A 20,407-nucleotide genomic window follows, 5' to 3' on the forward strand; every position below is an offset into this window, starting at 1 on the left:
GCCGATGACACGGTGTTCAGCATGAGGGCTGAACGTGGCACAAGGCCATTGACATGGCCTAGCTGAACCGAGGTTCAGCTTCTACAAGGCAGGTCACGACTGCGACGCCAGCATGGCTGGACTTCAGGGAGACCTAGATCTCCATTGAAGGCTGCGTGAACGCGATGTCCACAGGTAGCCCTTTCAGTCTGCTGGAGAGATGGTGCCAAATCAACATGATTTGAGCCTCACGGCGTGTTATCCATGCGAAGAAGCTCCCCAAATCCCGTCGATTGACGGTGGCGTTGTCCACGCATGCATGCGCTCATGGCACCAGCAAGTCGGTTGATCTGTGGCCGCTACCAAGCCCGACACCTACCCAGACATTGGAGATACCGATGATTAGAAACACCATGGGATTGGTCTTGTTGTCGGTGATGTCCAGCCAGCTTCTGATGTCAGTTGATGAAGGCGTTGGCAGGTGCTCTGGATGCGTATGCCACTCCCCGAGGTAGTCCATCTTCTGGCCGCTTTCAGTCCATTTCCTGATAGCCATGGACTGGTGGTACGACTCCTTACGGTGGAATCCAAAGCGGCTCCGGCGATCGTGTGGATGGGGCTCGGTGGCGTCAACAACATGCAGGTGCTCTCCTCGACGGTATCCCAAGAGAATTCCACCCGACTCAGGGTCTCGGGGTCGCAGTTGCTTGTAGATGGACAGACGAGCGAGAACTTTGGGCTCAATGAGAACCCGTGCCTCAGTGCTACCGTACGGCTGGGATCGCAACATCATTGGTACCGCACGCTGGGCAGGCGGCCAGGCGGGTGAGATCCTGGTTCTTGACTTCGAACACGTCGGCGCTCGCAACTGAGCGGGTGCGAAACCGGGGGCTTGGGCTATCGCGCTGCAACCAGTCAAGGATGGTTTCAGTGGCCAATGTCGCGGCATGCATCGGCGCCGCAACACCATATGGCGTAAAGCCGGTGCACCCGATGAGTCTGCGCACGGGGTCCTCTTTAAGGACCTTGAATCTTTCTTCTCTGTAGTTCTTGTGATCTGCCAACCGCAGGCACCGGAAGCATCCCCCTTTGCTGCCTTGAACCCAAAGCGTCTGAACAGTCTGCCCATTCCCTTTGATCCACGCGTGCAACAAAGGTGTTTTCGTCGCCTCGGCGATTCTGCGGGCATTGAGAAACTCGCTCACAGACTCTTCGCCAGTGGCATCGATCACCAAATCGGCGGAGAACAAGGCAGGAACGCCACGGACGTCAGTCGGACACGCGTCAATGGTGGAGAAAGGGAACTGGCGAACAAGTTCATCACGCAAGGCGGTCGCCTTGGATTTGAACAGTGCCGGATAGCCCAACACATGCCTTCCGATGTTCTCCGGTTTGAGTTTGTCGGGGTCGATCAACGTCAACTTTCCACCATTGGCTCCAGCGCCAAGTCGAATCAGAGATAGAGCGACATAGGAGCCAATCGCACCGCATCCCACAACCTTGATCTGCCGGCCGCTGAGGTCCTTGAAAGTCAAGTTTCGACTGTGGACGAACGCTGGCCCGAACTCCGAAATGGACAATCGCATGATGCCGCGTGTGCCGCCTTTGCCGTGGAGGTGCTGTTTGTAGAGCCGCGGCTTCTTGATGGCGCCCAGCCGTTGGACTTGGTCGAGATCGAAGCCGAATCCGAGCCAGCCGATGGGCGTTTTCACGGCAAAGGTCGCTTGCTTGTATTCGAGGTATCGGGGCTCCTTCTCCAGGATACGCTGAACGCCGTTCGAGATGCCCTTGTCCCACGCCTTCAACCAGGCGAATAACTCTTTCACGGTCGATGGCATGACATCCGGCACAACAGGAAGCTCATCGGTTTGGAACAGCCAGCAAGGGCAGGTTGTTTTTTCGGGGGCTGCAGCACCGAGTGCTCCAGCGAAGGCCGCAACTTCCTTTTCGGAATCTGCGATCAATGCGGTCGGCACACCGTTGATGTCGACGAGCCAGTAGTTGGTACAGGTGGCACCGAGTGCGACGGTGCCAATGAGCACATCCCAGATGGCCGTCGATTGGCCATTGAGCCAATGCACCATGAATTCGTCTTGGATGTCGCCCCTGCGATAGTCCGCATCAAAGCGGATTTGTTCAAGGACCAGCTTGGCCTGGTCAAGACACTGAGCGAGTGCTTCAGCTGGGTTGTAGCGATCAAGGACAACTGATCCTGCTGCAAAGTAGCAAAGCCATCCTTCTGCAGTCAGGTGCGGAACGAGGGGAGGGAAGCCGTCAGTGCCATCGAGCACGATGATCGATGGATAACGCAGAAAGTCCCAGTCCGTGATGCTCAGCCGAACGCGCACATTGCCACCACGGCAAGTCAAATCGCCCTCAAAAGAACGCGTGCCGGCACGGTTGCCTGCAGGCTCAAAGCCACGCATGCGAAGCAACCGCAGGGCGTCGGTCAGCTGCGCATCACTCGGGGTCATCAGCCAGCCGTAGTGGCTCTGACGATCGGGCGGCTGACCTCACGAGCAGGCACGCTTCTCACCGCATCATTGCCGCTGTCTGGCTCGACCAGATCGGTCCGCATTGGGATGCGCAATCCAAGTTGGCTTTGGATGATGTCGATGGCATCACCCGGCGTGTGCACGGGCTTCAGTCGCGCAGCCTGAATTTGCTGCGCCAGGGTGCTGGCCATGGCTGAAGCCTCTTCCCGTTGCGCCGGATTCAAGCGCTTGTTGAAGTCTTCCTTGCCTTCGTCAATGCCTGGCGCACGGATATCTCCGCGCAAAGCGTTGGCGAGGGTCCTGGACGCAGCCTCCAAGGCCAGATCGTCACGGCCACGGATCGCTTCGAACTTCTGTGCGACGGCCACCATGATGCAAACGGACGTGGGCCCATCGCCAGCTTTCCAATGCAGGTCACGCCAAGCCTTGAGGTAGCAACACACCCGGCGCAGCTGATCGGTATGTTCCTTCACACGGTCAAGGAACCACTTCGAGACAGCTTCAGGGTCTGATGATTTCCATTCGCCAGACCGCGTCGCCATGACGATGTGATCCAGGTCGGCCCACTCTTGTTCTGCGATCTCGCCGAACGCCGCATTCTCAACCAGGGTGCCACGCGCCGAGTCAAGCGTCAACTGAGCGGAGAAGGACTTTTCCAGGATCGTCGCGAACTCTTCTTCAGGTGCAGCGTACAAAGGGATATCGATGTGCGCCCAGTTGTTGATCTGGATCCTGATGCAGGTGTCCTTGCCGGTGATCAGTTCCCAACCCTTGTCCGTGCAAAGGTCCGCCAGCAGTTTCTCCACCAGCGTGAAGTAGAGCTTCGCCATCTTGTGCGGCGGGCCATTGTCTTCCCAAACCGTGACCGGCAAGTACACACCGAAGTCCCAATCCATTTCCTGGGGTGGCTGCCATGCTGGCTGGATGCAGGTCCTATACGACCAGGAGCCTTGGGTGCGGAATTTTGGGTCGACTGCCTTGTCCATGCCGAGCACGGCCACTGTCGCCGCTCGAATGCGTGGCCGCAGATGATCCCGAATGTCGTTCTTGGCCTGAACCAAGGTCTCCCGTTGATGTGGGGTGGGGGCGAGGCGGTCGATGAAGACATCGGTCTCGGAAGTGGCGAACAGCAGTCGATTGAGTTTCAGCATGAGGGACCCCGGTCAAGGAGTTGCGTGTTCGCCGTGAAAGAAGACTGACTTGGGTGGCGAGTGTTCCAAGAAAGCCAGTAGGCGTGGGTCACTGATGCATCGTTTCGAGCGCTCAATGGCGGCACCGAGCAGCACCTCACGTGCGTGACCATCGGCCTTGTCAAGTGCAACTGCACGGGCACGCTCATCGAACAGGTCGTCATCAATGCGCAGGTATCGGCTTTCCAGCCGGTGCTCAAGCATTTTGTCGGTCAGAACCTCTTGTGCGGAGATGGACAGTCCAAAGAGCCTCTTGGGCATGTTGCTGGGGTTCCAGCCACCCCAGTCGTAGGCGCCGCCTTGCCGGTTGTGCCGAGGGTCAACGGTGAACTTCGACGACATCGTCCCGATGCTGAGCATGCGGATGTGCTTGATATCTCTACCGAAGAAATGCTGCGATTCATGGAGCGCGAGCAGTCCCGGTGAGTTCGCGAACAACCCACCATCGACATACTGCCCCCCATTGAAGACATGACGCGGGAAGTAGGCCGGTGCTGCACTGGTTGCAAGCCCGATGTCCACCAGGCGATGTTTGTGGTCTCGTTTGAACGTGGGGTGGTGCCCCGTCTTGAAGACAACAGGCTCACCCGTTGTGTAGTTAATGGAGGGGACCATCACAGGGTGAAGGCAAGCACCCAGGAGTCGGTCGCCAAAGACTTCGGGGGCCTCAAGCTGTGCTTTGAGCGATGCAGGCGTATAGGGTGCGCGCACCATTCCCAGAAAAGACCAGCGCTTCTTGAAGATCTCCTCGCCATGCTTGACGAAGAGGTCAACCATCGTTTGCGCCGGGATTTCCAAGGCGAGGGCCAGCGCCAAGATGCCGCCGATCGAGGTGCCTGTGATCAGATCGAACTTGGATGCGATGGGCCCCTGAAGCTCTTGCTCGATGTCTGCAAGCACTTTTGCCGTGTACAGGCCTCTGTAGCCGCCGCCTGAAAGCGCAAGGACTTGGAATACCTTGTTTTGATCTGGCTGCGACGCTGAACAGGGGGCAGGTGCTGACATGAGGTGTACTTGTGGCAGGCGCTATTTAGTGTCTGGGTGGGGTAAAAAACACTACAGGTAGCGTTTTACCACATTTTCCATGTGGATTTATACAGTGTCAAGTCTCTGGGTCTCACGCCCAGCGATTCCGAGCAGTTGGCCGTTGCTGTATCGCGCATGCCCCAGACATTCAGTGATCCAATCGAGCCTTGGCTCGGTGGAAAATCATGCCCATCGCGATTTCCCCCAATTTGCCAGGTATTCATGGATCACGCAGCACATAACAAGATCGTCTCGTTCATCTGGGCCATTGCCGATGACTGCTTGCGCGATGTTTTTGTACGGGGCAAATACCGTGACGTGATCCTGCCCATGTTCGTTCTGCGCCGCCTGGACTGCTTGCTGGAGCCGAGCAAGGCGGGTGTGCTCGAAGAAGTGCGGTTCCAGCAAGAAGACGCGGCGATGGCTGATCTGGACCCGCATGGCCTGCGCGATGCGTCTGGCTACGTTTTCTACAACACGTCTAAGTTCACCCTCAAGAGCCTGCTGGGCAACCCCACGCAACTGGAGGCCAACCTCAAGAACTATCTGGACGGGTTTTCGGACAACGTGAAGGAAATCGTCGACAAGTTCGACTTGCGCAACCAGATCCGCAAGATGGCGCAGTCCGACGTGCTCCACGACGTCATCGAAAAATTCGTTTCCGAAGAAATCAACCTCAGCCCCGATGACCGCAAGGGCCCGGATGGTCGGACACAGCCTGGCTTGTCCAACCTTGGCATGGGCTACGTGTTCGAAGAGTTGATCCGCAAGTTCAACGAAGAGAACAACGAAGAGGCCGGTGAACACTTCACGCCGCGCGAAGTTATCAAGCTGATGACCAACCTGGTGTTCATCCCCGTCAAGGATCAGCTCCCCAACCCGCTGACCATTTATGACCCCGCTTGCGGCAGCGGTGGCATGCTGACCGAGTCCCAGGATTTCGTGACCGACCCTGAAGGCGAGATCAAGGCCAAGGTGGGCGTCTTCTTGTACGGCAAGGAGGTCAACCCCGAGACCTATGCCATCTGCAAGTCCGACATGATGATCAAGGGCAACGACCCCGAGAACATCCGCTTTGGCTCCACGCTGGCCACCAACGATTTCTCTGGCAAGCGCTTCGACTTCATGTTGACGAACCCGCCCTACGGCAAGTCATGGAAGAGCGACCAGAAGAGTATTGTTGAAGGCAAGGAAGTCATTGACCATCGCTTCCAGGTCAACCTGTCCGACTACACGGGCGAGCGCTTTGATTTTTACCCGGCCATCCCTCGTTCCTCAGATGGCCAGCTGCTGTTTCTGATGGAGATGGTGGACAAGATGAAGCGCCGTGCCGACAGCCCTGTGCGGTTTGCCGGCTCGCGCATTGCATCGGTCCACAACGGCTCGGCCCTGTTCACAGGTGATGCAGGCAGTGGCGAGAGCAACATCCGCCGCCACCTGATCGAGCACGATTACCTCGAAGCCATCATCCAGCTGCCCAACAACCTGTTCTACAACACCGGCATCACCACCTACGTGTGGCTGCTCACGAACAACAAGCCTGCCAAGCGACAGGGCAAGGTGCAGTTGATCGACGCGTCCAACCTGTTCCAGAAACTGCGCAAGAACCTGGGTGAGAAGAACTGCGAGTTCACCGACGAGCACATTGAGCAGATCACCCAGCTGTACCTGACCATGCCGGCGGATGGCATCTCGAAGGTCTTCCACAACCGCGACTTCGGCTATTACAAAGTCACGGTGGAGCGCCCATTGCGGTTGGCAGCCCAGTTCACACCCGAGCGCATGGCCACCTTGCGCTACACGCCGGGCATGCAGGAGATCATGGAATGGGTGCACGGCAAGTATGGCGAAGAGGTCTATACCGGCCTGAAGGCCCATGCCGAGGCCATTGAGAACCACCTTGAGCGCGAAGAAATCACCCTTTCGCCCAAGAGCCGCAAAGAGCTGTTGTCTGAGACCACCTGGCTGGCGCAGCGATCCATCATGCAGGCCGCTCAGCAATTGGCTGGGGTGATCGGCAGTACGGAGCACCTCGATTTCAATGTGTTCGAAGCCCTGGTGGACGATGCCATCAAAGCTTTGGGCCTCAAGCTTGCTGCGAACGAGCGCAAGCAGATCCTGAACGCCGTGAGCTGGCGAGACCCGCGCGCAGCCAAGGTGATCAAGAAGCGACACCAGCTCACCGCAGCCAAGCTCAAGGACTTGTTGGCCGAACTCAAGACAACGGCCGACAAGTTGGCCGACCATGGCTATTGGCCAGCAGAGGTGCAGGCCGCCGCTGAAACCAAGGGCGGCAAGAAAGCGGCCAAGGCGGGCGAGTACATCGAGTACGAACCTGACAGTGAGTTGCGCGACACCGAAAACGTGCCGCTGTCATTGGACACCCGCCTGGCAGCCTCTGGCGTCATCCACGATTACTTCATCAAGGAAGTGCGCCCTCATGTCGACGAGGCCTGGATCGCGCTGGACAAGACGGTCATCGGCTATGAAATCAGCTTCAACAAATACTTCTACCAGCACAAGCCATTGCGCAGCCTGGAAGAGGTGACCCAGGAAATCCTGGCCCTGGAAGCCGAGACGGATGGCCTGCTCAAGGCCTTGGTGGCTTTTGTGGGGGCAGGGGCATGAGCCCGCGCAAGGTTGTGGCGCCCCAGGCAGCGGCCTTGCCTGGCGAATTGCTGGGCCGTGTCGTCACCATCCTGGAAGATGCGCGCCAGCGTGTCGCGCGCACGGTCAACAGCGAGATGGTGCTGGCCTACTGGCTCATCGGGCGCGAGATCGTACAGGCGCTGCAGGGCGGGCAAGATCGGGCAGGGTATGGCCAGAGCCTGCTGGACGGGCTGGCCTCTGAGTTGACCGCCCGCTTTGGGCGCGGCTTCTCTGCCACCAACCTCAAGAACTGCCGTTTGTTCTACCAGGCCTACGCGGAGCGCCAGCCCGAAATTCGTCAGACAGCGTCTGACGAATCGAGCCCCTTGGGGTTTCTGGCTGAACTGTCGTGGTCGCACTATGTGTTCCTGACGGGTTTGCGCAATGCCGACGAGCGCCGCTTCTACGAGATCGAGGCGGCCCGTGGCACCTGGACGCTGGCGCAGCTGCGCCGCCAGTTCGACAGTGGCTTGTTTGAACGCCTGGCACTGAGCCGCGATCCGCAGGCCATCGGCCAACTGGCCGCAGAAGGCGACCTGATTCAAGCGCCCAAGGACCTCATCAAGACGCCCTATGTGCTGGAGTTCCTGGGCCTGGAAGAGCGCAGCAGCTATTCAGAATCCGATCTTGAAGCGGCCATCATCAACAAGATCGAGCACTTCTTGCTGGAGCTGGGCAAAGGCTTCTTGTTCGAGGCCCGGCAAAAGCGCTTCACCTTTGAAGAAGAACACTTCTTCGTGGACCTGGTGTTCTACAACCGCCTGCTGCGTTGCTATGTGCTGATCGACCTCAAGCTCGGCAAGCTGACCCACCAGAACCTGGGGCAGATGCAGATGTATGTGAACTACTTTGACCGCTTCGTGAAGCGCGACGACGAGCACAAGACCGTCGGCATCATCCTGTGCAAAAAGAAGAACGACGCGCTGGTGGAGATCACGCTGCCCCAGGATGCCAATGTGCACGCCTCGGAATACCAGTTGTACCTGCCCAGCAAAGACGAGCTGCAGCAGCGCTTGCAGGAGTGGGCGGCCGAGAGCGCCGTGGCGAGTGGTCAAGATGGCAGCCAGCCTGCAGCCAGCGAGAAGGCGGGCAAGTGATGCGGCGGTATGAGCAGTACGCCCCGAGTGGCTTTGACTGGCTTGGCGACCTGCCTTCACATTGGTCCATTCTTCGAGCCAAGTATGTTTTTAAGGAGATCGACGACCGCTCCGTGGCCGGTGACGAGGAGTTGCTATCGGTGTCGCACCTGACTGGCGTCACACCGCGCAGTGAGAAAAACGTCACCATGTTCATGGCCGAGGACTACACCGGGGCCAAGCTCTGCAAAGACGGTGACCTGGTGATCAACACCATGTGGGCCTGGATGGGGGCTCTGGGCGTGTCCAGTACCACTGGCATCGTCAGCCCGGCATATGGCGTGTACCGACAGCTTGAACAACGCCTGCGCCCTCGGTACATGGACTGGTTGTTCCGCACGCCCATGTATGTGGCTGAGTACACGCGGCGATCCACGGGGGTGAACTCATCTAGATTGAGGCTCTACCCTGATCGATTCTTGGACATGCCGGTGGTCCTCCCTCCGCTCGAAGAGCAAGACCACATCGTCACCTTTCTTGATGAGAAAATCTCTGAAATTGATGCCGCTATTGCCAAGAAGGAGCGGCTGACTGAGTTGTTGTTAGAGCAGCAGTTCAACGCGATAAATCACGTCGTAACCCAAGGGTTGGATATTGATTCTCCTCGGCAACTAAGCAATGAGCAGTGGCTTGAGTCTTTTCCTGCGCACTGGCAACTGATGCGCATCAAACACGTCCTCTCGGCCATCGTTGATACCGAACACAAGACCCCCCCAATGTACGAAGAGGGCCCAGTCCTTGTCGTTCGGACGAGTAACGTCAAGGGTGGTGAGTTGACCTATGCGAACGCGAAATTCACTGATGAGAAAACCTTCTCAAGGTGGACGCGTCGAGCAACACCTGAAGCCGGCGACATACTTTTTACGCGTGAGGCTCCCGCTGGCGAGGCTTGTGTATTGCCTGCGGGCGTCAAGGCGATCATCGGTCAACGCATGGTTCTCTTCAAGGTCAATGCAGAGCGGCTGGATCCTCATTTCGCAGTTCATTCAATTTATTCTGGTGCGGCAAAAGTCTTCGTGGAGTTGTTAAGTGTCGGCTCAACGGTTGCGCACTTCAATATGTCGGACATTGGTAACATTCCTTTGCTGCTCCCCCCGCTCGAAGAGCAACGTGCCATCAGTCAGAAAATTCGAGAAATACAAAATCAGTTCAAGCCAGTGATTGCCTCAACAGCGTCAAGCCTTGAGCAGCTCCGGGAACTCAAGTATGTGTTGATTGAATCCGTTGTGAGTGGTCAAGTGGCGGTCCCCAGGGAGTAAAAATGGTCAGTCAAACCAACGAAGCCGCGCTTGAAACGCACATCGAAACAGCCTTGGTCAAGGATGGCTATCGCGTTGGCAACCCGGCTGATTTTGACCGGACCTTTGCGGTCGATCGCCAGCTGTTCTGGGATTTTTTGGAATCCACCCAACCCCAGGAGGTGGCCAAGCTCAAGGACCGCCCCAATTGGCAGCGCCTGGTGCTGGAGCGGCTCAGCAAGAAGATCAAAAAAGACAGCGTGCTGGCCGTGCTCAAGAAGGGGCTCGATGTGGATGACGCCCACTTCGATCTGCTCTACCGCCAGCCCTACAACCAGCTCAACCCCGAGGTGCTGGCCCGCTACGAGGCCAATGTCTTCAGCGTCACCCGGCAGGTGCACTACAGCGAGACCGACAGCCTCAAGTCCATCGACATGGTGCTGTTCGTCAATGGCCTGGCCATCGCCACCATTGAGCTCAAGAACCCCTGGACCGGGCAAACGGTCTGGAACGCCATCTACAAGCAGTACAACCTGCGCGATCCCAATGAGCCGATCTTCGAGTTCGGACGTTGCCTGGTGCACCTGGCTGCAGACCCGGACGAGGTCTTCATGTGCACCCGCCTGGCGGGCAAGGACAGCAACTTCCTGCCCTTCAACAAGGGCGTGGACCACGGCAAGGGCAACCCGGTCAATCCGAACGGCTACAAAACAGCCTACCTGTGGGAAGAGATCCTGGCGCGCCGCAGCTTGAGCAACATCATCGAGCAGTTCGCCAAGTTCACGGTCGATAAGGACAAGAAGACCGGCAAGGAACGCAAGGCGCTGTACTTCCCGCGTTATCAGCAGCTGGACGTGGTGCGCCGCATCCTGGCCGATGCGCAGCAAAACGGCGTGGGCCTGAGCTACCTGATTCAGCACTCGGCGGGCTCGGGCAAGTCCAACTCCATCACGTGGCTGGCATACCAGTTGGTGGAGCTGTACAACCAGGCAGGCACGGCCAACGTGTTTGATTCTGTGGTCGTGGTGACAGACCGGCGCGTGCTCGACACCCAGCTCAAGGACAACATCAAACTGTTCTCCGAGACCAAGAACATCGTGGCCCACTGCGAGAGCGGGCAGGAGCTGAAGTACAACCTGGAGGCCGGCAAGAAGGTCATCATCACCACGGTGCAGAAGTTCCCGCGCATCGTTGAAGGCATGGACGCCCTGACGGACCGCCGCTTTGCAGTGATCATTGACGAGGCTCACTCATCTCAATCGGGCACCAGCGCCGACAGTCTGAACGAGGCCATTGGCGGCGAAGACGCCGAAGCGCCCGAGGACATCCAAGACAAGATCCTGGCTGCCATGGCGGGCCGCAAGATGAGCAAGAACGCCAGTTACTTCGCGTTCACGGCCACGCCCAAGCCTGCCACGCTGGAAAAGTTTGGCCGCCAAGGCGCAGACGGCAAGTTCTACCCCTTCCACCTGTATTCGATGAAGCAGGCCATCGAGGAAAAGTTCATCCTCGATGTGCTGGAGAAGTACACCACGTACAAGAGCTACTACGAGGTTCAGAAGTCAGTCGAAGGCAACCCGCTGTTCGATACCGCCAAGGCCCACAAGAAGCTCAAGGCTTTTGTGGAGGCCAGCCCCAAGACCATCGAAGTGAAGGCCCGCATCATGGTCGATCACTTCATGAGCAGTGTGTGGCAGGCCAAGAAGCTCAAGGGCAAGGCCAAAGCCATGGTGGTCACCCGCAACATCGAGTGCGCCATTCGCTACTTCTTCGCCATCCGCACCGCCTTGCGGGAGGCCAATGCGCCGTTCAAGGCGCTGGTGGCGTTCTCTGGTGAGAAGACGGTGGACGGCGTCAAGTACACCGAGGACAGCATCAACGGCATCGCGGTGCGTGACCTGCCCGACGAGTTCGAAAAGGATGACTTCAAGATCCTGGTGGTGGCCAACAAGTACCTGACCGGCTTTGACGAGCCCATGTTGCACACCATGTACGTGGACAAGAAGCTGCAGGGCGTGCTGGCGGTTCAGGCGCTGTCTCGCCTCAATCGCTGCAACTGGAAGCTCGACAAGCGCGACACCTTCGTGCTGGACTTCTACAACTCGGTGGATGACATCAAGGCCGCCTTCGATCCGTTCTACACCGCCACGTCGCTGAGCGAGCCCACCGACGTGAACGTGCTGCATGACCTGAAGGATGCGCTCGACGCTTTTGGCATCTACGACTGGAGCGAGGTGACGAGCTTCAACGAGAAGTTCTTTGCCAGCGCCCAGGCGGAGGAGCTGGCGCCGATCATCGACGCCGTGGTGGCACGGTTCGACGCCGACCTGGACGATGAAAAGCGCATCGACTTCAAGATCAAAGCCAAGCAGTTCGTCAAGATCTATGCCCAGGTGGCGGCCATCTTGCCGTTCAACAACGTGAACTGGGAAATGCTGCACTGGTTCTTGAAGTTCCTCATCCCAAAGCTGAAGGTCAAAGACCCAGATCAGGACAAGCTGGACGAGCTGCTCAACAGCGTGGACCTGTCAACCTACGGCTTGGAGCGCTCGCGTCTGGAGGTCAAGATCGGCCTGGATGACTCTGAGGCGGAGCAAGAGCCAGCCAACCCCAATCTGCGCGGTGCGCACATGGGGGAGGGCGACAAAGACCCGTTGGAAGACATTGTGCGCACCTTCAACGAGCGCCACTTTGCAGGCTGGGAAGCAACGCCTGAAGAGCAGCGGGTGAAGTTCATCAACATCGCCAAGCATGTGGTGGCGCACGTTGATTATCGTGCCCAGGTTGAAGACAACCCCGATGCACAGAACAGGCAGTTGGCCCTGGAGAAGATCATCCAGCAGGCCATCAGCATGGAGCGCAGGCGGGAACTTGACTTGTACAAACAGTACGCGTCGGACCCGGATTTCAAGCGCGCATTTGACGCCAGCATCTCCCGGCTGATTTCCAGTGGTGGCTGGATGAACCGGCCTTCTGCCTGAGCGGCCTTGTCATCACATGATTGCTTTCGATCTCTGCCGCGATGCGATGGGGGTGATCTTGTCCGCACACCTTCATCTGGATGCCGGTGAGGATGCCAAGGTCATTGAAAAAGACCTCGGCGCGCTGATTGCGAAGCTGCCACCGGAATCGAAGCTGTTTCGTGCGGCGGCAGATGTGGTCTGCAAGCTCCACCCCAGGGGCAAGTCCAATGAGCAGCAGCGCCTGGGCACACGCGACGTCACGGACGCTGATGGTGCCTTTGCCATCGAGGCCCTCGGTTTTGTGCTTCGTGATCTGGGTTGGGCACGTTGAGCCATTGGCAATGGTTGCCCAAAAATAGAGCAGCCCGAGGTTTCGGCTACGGGCAGGCAGGCATTGCCCTTCAATGCGGCAAGTTATCCCCAGTTTCTGTGGATAAAGTTGCCCGCCAGGGTGGATGACACCTGTCCTACACCGCGGGCACAATCAACACAAACATGTGTGTAGGAGCCAAACATGAGCGGTATCGAAATTTACGTTCGCCATCGATCCGATGGCGCGATGCTCAACTTCCACCTGTCTTCCCGTGATCGCCAGGCGCTGATCCATGCCCTGACAACGGGAGGAGGTATGGAAGATACCTCCATCCCTATCCATCTTGAGCTGTCCTTGTTGCCGCAGTGGCTGACAGATCCAGAAAACATGCATGCTCGGATCCCGATCAGCGCCATCAACATCAGCGTCAGCGATTGAATCGGACGGTGGGCTATGCATCTAACGCCTGAGGAAGAGCGGTACAAGCAGAAGGTCTGGACTGAGATCAATGGGCTTGTCGGCGCGTATCTGACCCTGACCGAGCCAGATTACAAACGGCTGATGGACAAGGTAGAGGCGGAGACGCTGGCTCAAATCGTCCAGGCGCGTCAGGCAGGACGGTCCCCTTTCCAGATGGAGCAGGACCGGGTCGATGCTGCCAACCGCATGATCGCGCAAGAACGGGACATCGAGCTCAATGGATATCACATGAGCGCGCCCGATTTCAACCGCTTTTTGCCAACCCTCAGTGCAGTGAGCTTCATGCCCGATTTGGCTGGTCTTACCTTGGGCGGCATGCCCACCAATGACGCATTGTTCATGGCGTCATCGCCTGACTATCGGTTCGCCAACGAGGGATCGAACGCACTCATTGGTGTTTGCGACAACGTGGCTGTCGGCGGCTTCGTTCGGACCCTCAGGCGCAACTATGAGGTGTTGTGGCGATCCAGGATGTTGAAGAACCATGACGTGCATGCCGTCAGCTCACGCCATGCCTGCCCAACATGCTCGAAGCTGGATGGCAGTTACATACCCATTGAAGGCATGCTGCGCCTCTACGAACTCAACATGGTGCCGTTTCCGCATGAGCTGCCGTCGGAGGATGAGGCAGCATGGTGTCCGGGACCGACATTGCTGTTCGCTCCCAATGATGTGTTTGGATTGCGCAGCTGACGCAAAAAGTGTCATCACGAAAGGTGCAGAGTGGGCAGAAAGAAAACACTGACTTGTAGACGATGGGACTGCGAAGAGGCTCCGTTCTTAGGTGGTTTATGCGAAGCTCATCATGAGGAAGACAGGCTGAAGCAACTCGCTCGTCGAGCCGCCATTGATGCCCTCAGCACATCTTGCATAGCCGGAAAACTTCCCGAAAAGCCTGGTCTGAAGGACGAGCTGCTCAGGGTGATTCGTTGGTGGGACAAGGCCTGCTTGGCGGTGAACGCCGGGCGCCAAGACAACGTTCTTCTAGATGAAACCCAGTACGCGCCTGAGTGGTGCATCGCCATTGCCGATGCGATCATTCAGGAGGAAATGAATTTTCGCCAAGGGCTGGACGACGATGCGACTGTGGCCTTCCTCAAGAAAGACACATGGACACGCTTTGAACATCTAGAGGCGGGCTTCATGAGCAATGGTGTCAAACGACCGGGGCGTTGATGGGGTTGGTCGGGCAGGCAGGTCTTCGGCCAATTGATCAAAATGGTTGAGTCCACCCCACTGCGAGGCATCCCCGATCACATACAGCCGATGCTTGGCGCGCGTGATGGCCACATTCAGCAGGTTGGGCTTGCCCGAAGCCCAGACACGCGCGCCTGACCCGGCTTGCCCAGGGGCCGTGCCCAGCACCAGGAACACGATTTCTGCTTCCTTGCCCTGGAAGGTGTGCACGGTTCCGCACTCGATCTGGCCCAACCCTGCATCCTTGATCCGCTTGATGCAGGCGTTCTTGATTTTGCGAAACGGCGAGATCACGAACACCTTGGCGGCCTTGTCCTTGCCCCCGGCCTTTCTGGCAGGTGTGAATGCTGGTTGCTGTTGAAGCTGGCGCAGGCAGTTCACCAGGACATGGAGTTCGTCTTCGATGACCGGATGGGTGGCGCGGGTGGCGCGCACGTCCAGCCAGGCGCTGTCACCGAGCACGCAGGTGAACTTCGTTTTTTCAGGCTGGCCCAGATCGTCCACACGGCCATGCACCATCTGTTCGGCGTAGGCAATGCGGTTGGCCACGTTGAACATGGGATCGTCGCAGCGGCGGTGCGTGCGCAAGGGCATGCCCGTCCAGATGGGCTGAGCCTTCTCCGCATCGACGGCGCCGCTGGTGACTTGGGATGCGACCCAGGAGCCATGACGGGTGACACGGTCGGCCAGGGTCTGAACCGATTCGTCATTGGGTGACCACATGGGGTCCACGGCGTGGCGGCGGCGGAACTCTTCGACCAGCATCAAGGGCACGGTGAACACGGGTTCGATCTGCAAGGGGTCGCCCACAAGCACCGCCCGCTGACTGCGCCAGATGGCACCGGCTGCTGATTGCGGGGTGGCTTGCCCCGCCTCATCGACCAGCAACCAACCCAGGCTGTCCTGGCCCATGCCAGCGAACAGGCGATCGAAGGACGCGAGGGTGGTCGAAACCACTGGCACGATGAAGAAGAAGGCGTCCCACAACAGGGGACGCTGCTCCAGGGGCAGCTTGTCTTTCAGCGAACCGGTGAGCATGCCGTTGACGGCGCGCAGGTTGCCGATGAACTTGCCTGCGTTGGCCAGCACCGTCAGTCGGTGCAGTTCCATGGCTTGCAGGAAGATGCGGGCCCGCAGTGCATCCAGCGCCGGGCTGACCGCCACCGACGCGCGATGGCGCTGATCGGCGGGCAGTTGCCAGAAACTGGCATCGGGGAAGTGCCGTGCCCCGGCGTCGTGTCCGGCTTTCAGCGCACGTTGGTGGCCTTGCAATTCGCGCTCGGAACCCTGCAGTGTCAGGACCTGGGCACGATGCACCTCGCGCTGTTGCTCCAGCCGTGCTTCGGCCATGGCGCCATCCTGCGCCAGTTGGGCCAGCGCTTCGGCGGCTTGCGCCAAGGCCCGCGTGGGCTCGACCAGCGTGGCGCGCAGCGCCTTCATGCGTTCGGTGTCTTGCCCAAACAAAGCGCACAGCTTGTCCCACAGCTTGGGCAGGCATTGCGAACGCGCCTGGTCGAGCGTGGCCCGGCGGGAATCGACCAGGGCATGCTGGATGGCCTTGTTGTCCTGAAGCTGCGCGAGGTGGCGGCTGGCTTGGTCGATCACTTGGGCCTGGGCCTGCGCGGCATCACGCTGGGCATTGACCCGCTGCTGGCAGGCATCGATCCGCTGAGCTGACTTTTCCGCCTGAAGCAAGACGCCACGGCAGGCATCGAAATCGGCCAGAAGCGCCAGGAAGGACTTCTTGGCCGCATGCCATTCGCCTTGGTAGCGGCTGTAGTCGTTGCTGGCCGCTTCCAGCAGTTGTTTGATCGAGGGTGGCAACGGATCGACGGGTGTAGGCGTGGTGGCTTGAGCGGTCGCACCTGGGGCTTCGCCTTCTTGAGCGTTGCCGGGCGATGGCGTTTCGGTGTTGGGTGCCTGACGTGGTTCATCCCGAAAAAATCCCCGGGCGAAAGAGCGGCGGTTGCCTGCATTGCCCAACGCGGCGGCGGCCAGGCCCCAGCAGTCGATGGGCTGCTTGTCGTCGTCCACCACCTTCTGGGCCGCGAACACCTCTCGGATCACCTCGTCAAAGTAGGTGGCCGAGGCAAAGTCGCTGTGCACCTTCGCGCGCGCAGGCAGCTCCTGCGTGATGTTCTTGACCGCGTTGTTGTTGGTGCTGGTCACAACGATGGACGAGCCGCCCACCACCTTGGCCTTGAGCGGGAAGAAGTTTTTGCCCGCCACGCTCACGCTGTCTTCGAACAGCTCGATGGGGCGGCTGAGCGCGGCGATCTTGCGCGCACGCTCGGTGACCACCTCGGCGATCACATCGCACAGCAAGGTGGTCTTGCCCGTGCCCGGTGGGCCATTGATGCCCAGCGTGCCGCCATCGCGCCCCAAGGTGCTGAGCACCTGGGCCACCGCAGCTTGCTGAGCCAGCACCAGTGGGGCCTCTGGTGAAGCTGGCCAACGTGCGCTGGGCAGGCGGGCCACGCTCACCAGTTCACCCATGGCCGCGTGGTCGTTCAGGATGTCGATGCGCTGCTCGGGGGCAATGGGCGCGCCCAGAAAGGTGCTCAGGGCTTTGCCAAAGGGCTTGTTCTTGCCCGCCTGTGTGATCAGGCGGTTGAGGTCATCCAGGTAGAAGGAGTTCAGGTAGTCGATGGCGGCGTTGAGGCTGTCATCGAGGAAGCGGCGCTTGACCCGTGACACCCGAACCACCACACGCCAGTCCAGGCCTGCCGCATCGGCCCCTGGGCCCAGCAGCTTGCACACGGTGCGCAACTCTTCGTCCAGATCGCTCCAGGTCAAGGGGCTTGGTGCCGGTGGGGTGTCGGGCTGGCCAGTGGGCGGTGTTTGCTGCGGGTCGGTGGCGACCGGCCGCAGGTGGTGGCGTCGTTGTCCGAACTCATCCGTGGCGCGTGCCAGTCGGGCATTGACGTTCTCCAGCGGCTCCGAATGCCACAGGGCATCGACCCCGTGGGCGAAGCTGGCAGGCAGGTAGCTGTCTAGCTTGGGGTGGCCATCTTCGTTGGCGACGAATGCGGCAAGCCAGCCGTTTCCGGTTGCGCGCTGGCGTTCGCGCTCACTGAGGTCTTCCTCGGGGAACACCGACTGAAGCATCAACCGGGAGAGGTCCTCCGTGTCGGCCACGCCCACATAGACGACATGGACGTAGCCATGTTCTTGTGTTGGCTGAAAGTGAGGGTGTTGCCAAGGCAGGACATCGCCGCGTCTGAGCGTGACGATCTTGACCTGGTTGCTGCTGTCTTTGGCCGATGGTGCGGTCGGGATGTTGAAGACTTCCAGATCACGCCAGAAGCGCAGGACAGAAAGCGGAGCGGTAGCCGATACGTTCAACGAAAGACCTCGTCGGTGAATATCGGCGCGTACTTACAGCGTGTCCTGACCGATCAAGGGTGGGCGATCTGCGCGCGTGGCAAGCAGACCAAAACAGTGGAAATGGTACAGCGCTTCAAGCCAGGGCTGCGGCCCAAAGTCCTTTGTGGATCGATTGGGGGCGGGGGCTTGAGTGCTTGGGGGCGGTGCTTGGTGGGGCCCGTAGAGGGGCAAGTTCACGACCTTGATTTCAGCGGGCCGGATGAGATTCTGAATGCATGGACACGCACAAGGCATGTCCCTCAACCGTGCAGGAGCCCCCCATGAAATTCACCAAGGCAGAGATCGATGCCGTGATTGCAGCATCCCCCCGTACCACCGCGCCGTTGAACAAGCTGGTGCTGTCGGCAGACCATCAGGTGCGCCCAGGCGGCACCACCAGCAAGATGAGCATCGCCGAGTTGGCTGCGTCCATCCTGGACTGCGGCGTGTTGCAGAACCTGATCGTCATCAAGGGCCCGCGTGGCCTGTTTGAAGTGTGCGCCGGTGGCCGCCGCCTGGAGTCGCTGAACCTGCTGATGAGCAACGGCGACATCCCCGACAACTACCCCGTGCCCATCCTCATCGTGCCCGCCGACAAGGCGCTGATGGCCAGCCTGTCCGAGAACATCTTCCATGTGCCTATGCATGCCGCCGACGAGTACCTGGCTTTCTCGCGCCTGTTGGGCGAGGGCAAGTCCGTCGAGACGGTGGCTGCGGCCTTTGGTGTCACGCCCCTGGTGGTCAAGCGCCGCATGAGGCTGGCAAGCGTGTCGCCCAAGCTGATGGACGAGTTCAGGGCGGATGACATCAGCCTGGAATGCCTGATGGTGCTGGCGTCGGTCGATGATCACGAAAAGCAGGAACAGGCCTGGGCTGGCTTGCCGCAATGGAACCGCCGCCCCGACTACTTGCGGCAATTGCTGACGCAGGGCGACATCGAGTCCGACCGTGACCCGGTGGCGAAGTACGTGACGCTCAAGGCATACGAGAAGGCCGGTGGGGCCACACGCCGTGACCTGTTCAACGACGACGACAAGAAGGCTTACTTGCTGGACGCACCATTGCTGGAACGTCTGGCCGTGGAGAAACTCAACAAGAAGGCCAAGCAGGTGCGTGCCGAGGGCTGGAAGTGGGTGGACGTGCGGGTGCGCTATGACCGTGACGAGTACACCGGCCATGCCGAGTTGCGCAAAGTCCGGCGCGAACCCACAGAGCAAGAGGCCACCGCGCTGGCGGAACTGGACGCTGCGATGCAGGCTGTGCAACAACGCCTGGATGTGCTGGACGACATGGACGGCGATGAAGCCGACCGGGATGACGGCACGGCGTACCAGGCGCTTGAAAGCGAGCAAGCAGCCTTGCAACTGCGGCTCAAGGCCCTCGACGACGAACTGAGCGTGTGGCCAGCGGACCTGATGGCACTGGCCGGGTGCGTGGTCCACGTGGGTCACAACGGCGCGGCCACGGTGAAATGTGGCCTGATTCGCCCGGAGGACCGCAGTGCCGTGGCCCATGTCCTGACGCACGGCGCAGGGGAGGCAGGCGATGGTGGTTCGCAAGGCGACATGTTGTCTGGCCCACCGGCCAAGGTTCGCCCGGTTCACTCCGACAAGCTGATGCGCCGTCTGACGGCACACCGGGTCGCCGCCGTGCAGGCCGAATTGATTGCGCGCCCGGACGTGGCCCTGGTCGCGCTCACGGCTCAGTTGGCCCAGAAGCTGTTCCTGAGCCGCGACTACCGCTACCACCAGCAGCCTCAGGTGCTGGATGTCTCGGTCACGGACAGCCAGTCTGCGCTGCAATCCGCTGCCGATGACATCGAGGCCAGCCCGGCATGGCTGCGCATGGAGGCTGAGCGCAGCGCCTGGGCGCAGAAGCTGCCCCAAGACCTGGATGCCGTGTTCCCGTGGTTGCTGGCGCAAGACCAAGCCACGGTGCTCCAACTGCTGACCGTGGTGGTGGCGTGCTCAGTCACCGGCATTCAGGGCGTGGAGTCACCCAGCCAACGCACCGATGTGCTGGCACAGGCCTTGGGCCTGGACATGCGCCGCTGGTGGACAGCCAATGGTCCTTCCTACCTGAACCATGTGTCCAAGAGCCGCGTGGTGGACGTGGTCACCGAGGCGGTGGACATCAACGCGGCAGCGCCGATGGCGAGCATGAAGAAGAATGCCGCCGTGGTGGCCGCTGAGTTGGCCTTGGCGGGCTCCGGTTGGTTGCCTCCATGCTTGAGGGGCCAAGCTGCCTCGGTTGCGACAACAGGCGAAGTTGGGACGGCCAGCCTGGACGACTCCCAGTCTGAAGCCGATGAACTCGCGGAGTCAGCGGCCTGAGGCAAGGGCTCACAGAACTTTTCCCACCAATCCGGCGCAGAC

General features: G+C 59.5%; 14 protein-coding genes. 9 read left to right on the plus strand and 5 right to left on the minus strand.

Translation table 11 applies throughout. The features are described from left to right. Positions 1–304 precede the first annotated feature (304 nt). Genes LQ232_RS06355 through LQ232_RS06370 form a run of 4 tightly spaced genes read right to left on the minus strand, consistent with a single transcriptional unit; the run spans position 305 to position 4,669 of the window. The gene (locus tag LQ232_RS06355; RefSeq protein WP_371820115.1) at positions 305–772 is read right to left on the minus strand and encodes a Mov34/MPN/PAD-1 family protein; all 468 of its coding nucleotides are present in this window, start codon (positions 770–772) and stop codon (positions 305–307) included. Beyond that, on the minus strand, positions 744–2,453 hold the full coding sequence (locus tag LQ232_RS06360) for a ThiF family adenylyltransferase (protein ID WP_230179423.1): 1,710 nt from the start codon (positions 2,451–2,453) through the stop codon (positions 744–746). Before LQ232_RS06360 ends, LQ232_RS06355 begins: the two co-directional genes overlap by 29 nt. Then, the gene (locus LQ232_RS06365; protein WP_305878579.1) at positions 2,453–3,625 is read right to left on the minus strand and encodes a CBASS cGAMP synthase; all 1,173 of its coding nucleotides are present in this window, start codon (positions 3,623–3,625) and stop codon (positions 2,453–2,455) included. The genes LQ232_RS06360 and LQ232_RS06365 overlap by 1 nt, the downstream gene beginning before the upstream one ends. Before the next feature lie 12 nt (positions 3,626–3,637). Further along, the gene (locus tag LQ232_RS06370) at positions 3,638–4,669 is read right to left on the minus strand and encodes a CBASS cGAMP-activated phospholipase (RefSeq protein WP_230179425.1); all 1,032 of its coding nucleotides are present in this window, start codon (positions 4,667–4,669) and stop codon (positions 3,638–3,640) included. A gap of 243 nt (positions 4,670–4,912) precedes the next feature. On the opposite strand from LQ232_RS06370, the gene LQ232_RS06375 reads away from it, so the two are divergent. The 8 genes from LQ232_RS06375 to LQ232_RS06410 all read left to right on the plus strand — a co-directional run bounded on the left by LQ232_RS06375 (position 4,913) and on the right by LQ232_RS06410 (position 14,645). Further along, entirely contained in the window at positions 4,913–7,318 is a 2,406-nt protein-coding gene (locus LQ232_RS06375; RefSeq protein WP_230179426.1) for a class I SAM-dependent DNA methyltransferase, read from the plus strand. Further along, a complete protein-coding gene (locus LQ232_RS06380; RefSeq protein ID WP_230179427.1) occupies positions 7,315–8,436 on the plus strand; it encodes a YhcG family protein in 1,122 nt (373 codons plus the stop codon). Before LQ232_RS06375 ends, LQ232_RS06380 begins: the two co-directional genes overlap by 4 nt. Continuing rightward, positions 8,436–9,734: a restriction endonuclease subunit S gene (locus tag LQ232_RS06385; RefSeq protein WP_230179428.1), complete on the plus strand. Its 1,299-nt coding sequence runs from the start codon at positions 8,436–8,438 to the stop codon at positions 9,732–9,734. Before LQ232_RS06380 ends, LQ232_RS06385 begins: the two co-directional genes overlap by 1 nt. Before the next feature lie 2 nt (positions 9,735–9,736). Continuing rightward, the gene (locus LQ232_RS06390) at positions 9,737–12,694 is read left to right on the plus strand and encodes a type I restriction endonuclease subunit R (RefSeq protein ID WP_230179429.1); all 2,958 of its coding nucleotides are present in this window, start codon (positions 9,737–9,739) and stop codon (positions 12,692–12,694) included. A gap of 16 nt (positions 12,695–12,710) precedes the next feature. Then, positions 12,711–13,007 carry a hypothetical protein gene (locus LQ232_RS06395; RefSeq protein WP_230179430.1) on the plus strand — a complete coding sequence of 99 codons (297 nt, stop codon included), beginning with the start codon at positions 12,711–12,713 and terminating at the stop codon, positions 13,005–13,007. A gap of 183 nt (positions 13,008–13,190) precedes the next feature. Next, positions 13,191–13,427: a hypothetical protein gene (locus tag LQ232_RS06400; protein WP_137839907.1), complete on the plus strand. Its 237-nt coding sequence runs from the start codon at positions 13,191–13,193 to the stop codon at positions 13,425–13,427. A gap of 15 nt (positions 13,428–13,442) precedes the next feature. Next, on the plus strand, positions 13,443–14,162 hold the full coding sequence (locus LQ232_RS06405; RefSeq protein WP_230179431.1) for a hypothetical protein: 720 nt from the start codon (positions 13,443–13,445) through the stop codon (positions 14,160–14,162). Between the two features lie 30 nt (positions 14,163–14,192). Further along, complete coding sequence (locus LQ232_RS06410; protein WP_137839909.1) at positions 14,193–14,645, plus strand: hypothetical protein; 453 nt, start codon at positions 14,193–14,195, stop codon at positions 14,643–14,645. On the opposite strand, the gene LQ232_RS06415 is transcribed toward LQ232_RS06410, so the two are convergent. Next, positions 14,598–18,011, minus strand: a complete 3,414-nt coding sequence (locus LQ232_RS06415; RefSeq protein ID WP_230179432.1) for an ATP-binding protein — start codon at positions 18,009–18,011, stop codon at positions 14,598–14,600. The genes LQ232_RS06410 and LQ232_RS06415 overlap by 48 nt on opposite strands. Before the next feature lie 302 nt (positions 18,012–18,313). Here LQ232_RS06415 and LQ232_RS06420 point away from each other — a divergent pair, with 302 nt between their 5' ends. Further along, positions 18,314–20,365: a ParB/RepB/Spo0J family partition protein gene (locus LQ232_RS06420; protein WP_230179433.1), complete on the plus strand. Its 2,052-nt coding sequence runs from the start codon at positions 18,314–18,316 to the stop codon at positions 20,363–20,365. Positions 20,366–20,407: the final 42 nt, after the last annotated feature.

The organism is Aquabacterium sp. CECT 9606 (assembly GCF_918741295.1).
Taxonomy (GTDB): Bacteria; Pseudomonadota; Gammaproteobacteria; order Burkholderiales; family Burkholderiaceae_C; genus Aquabacterium.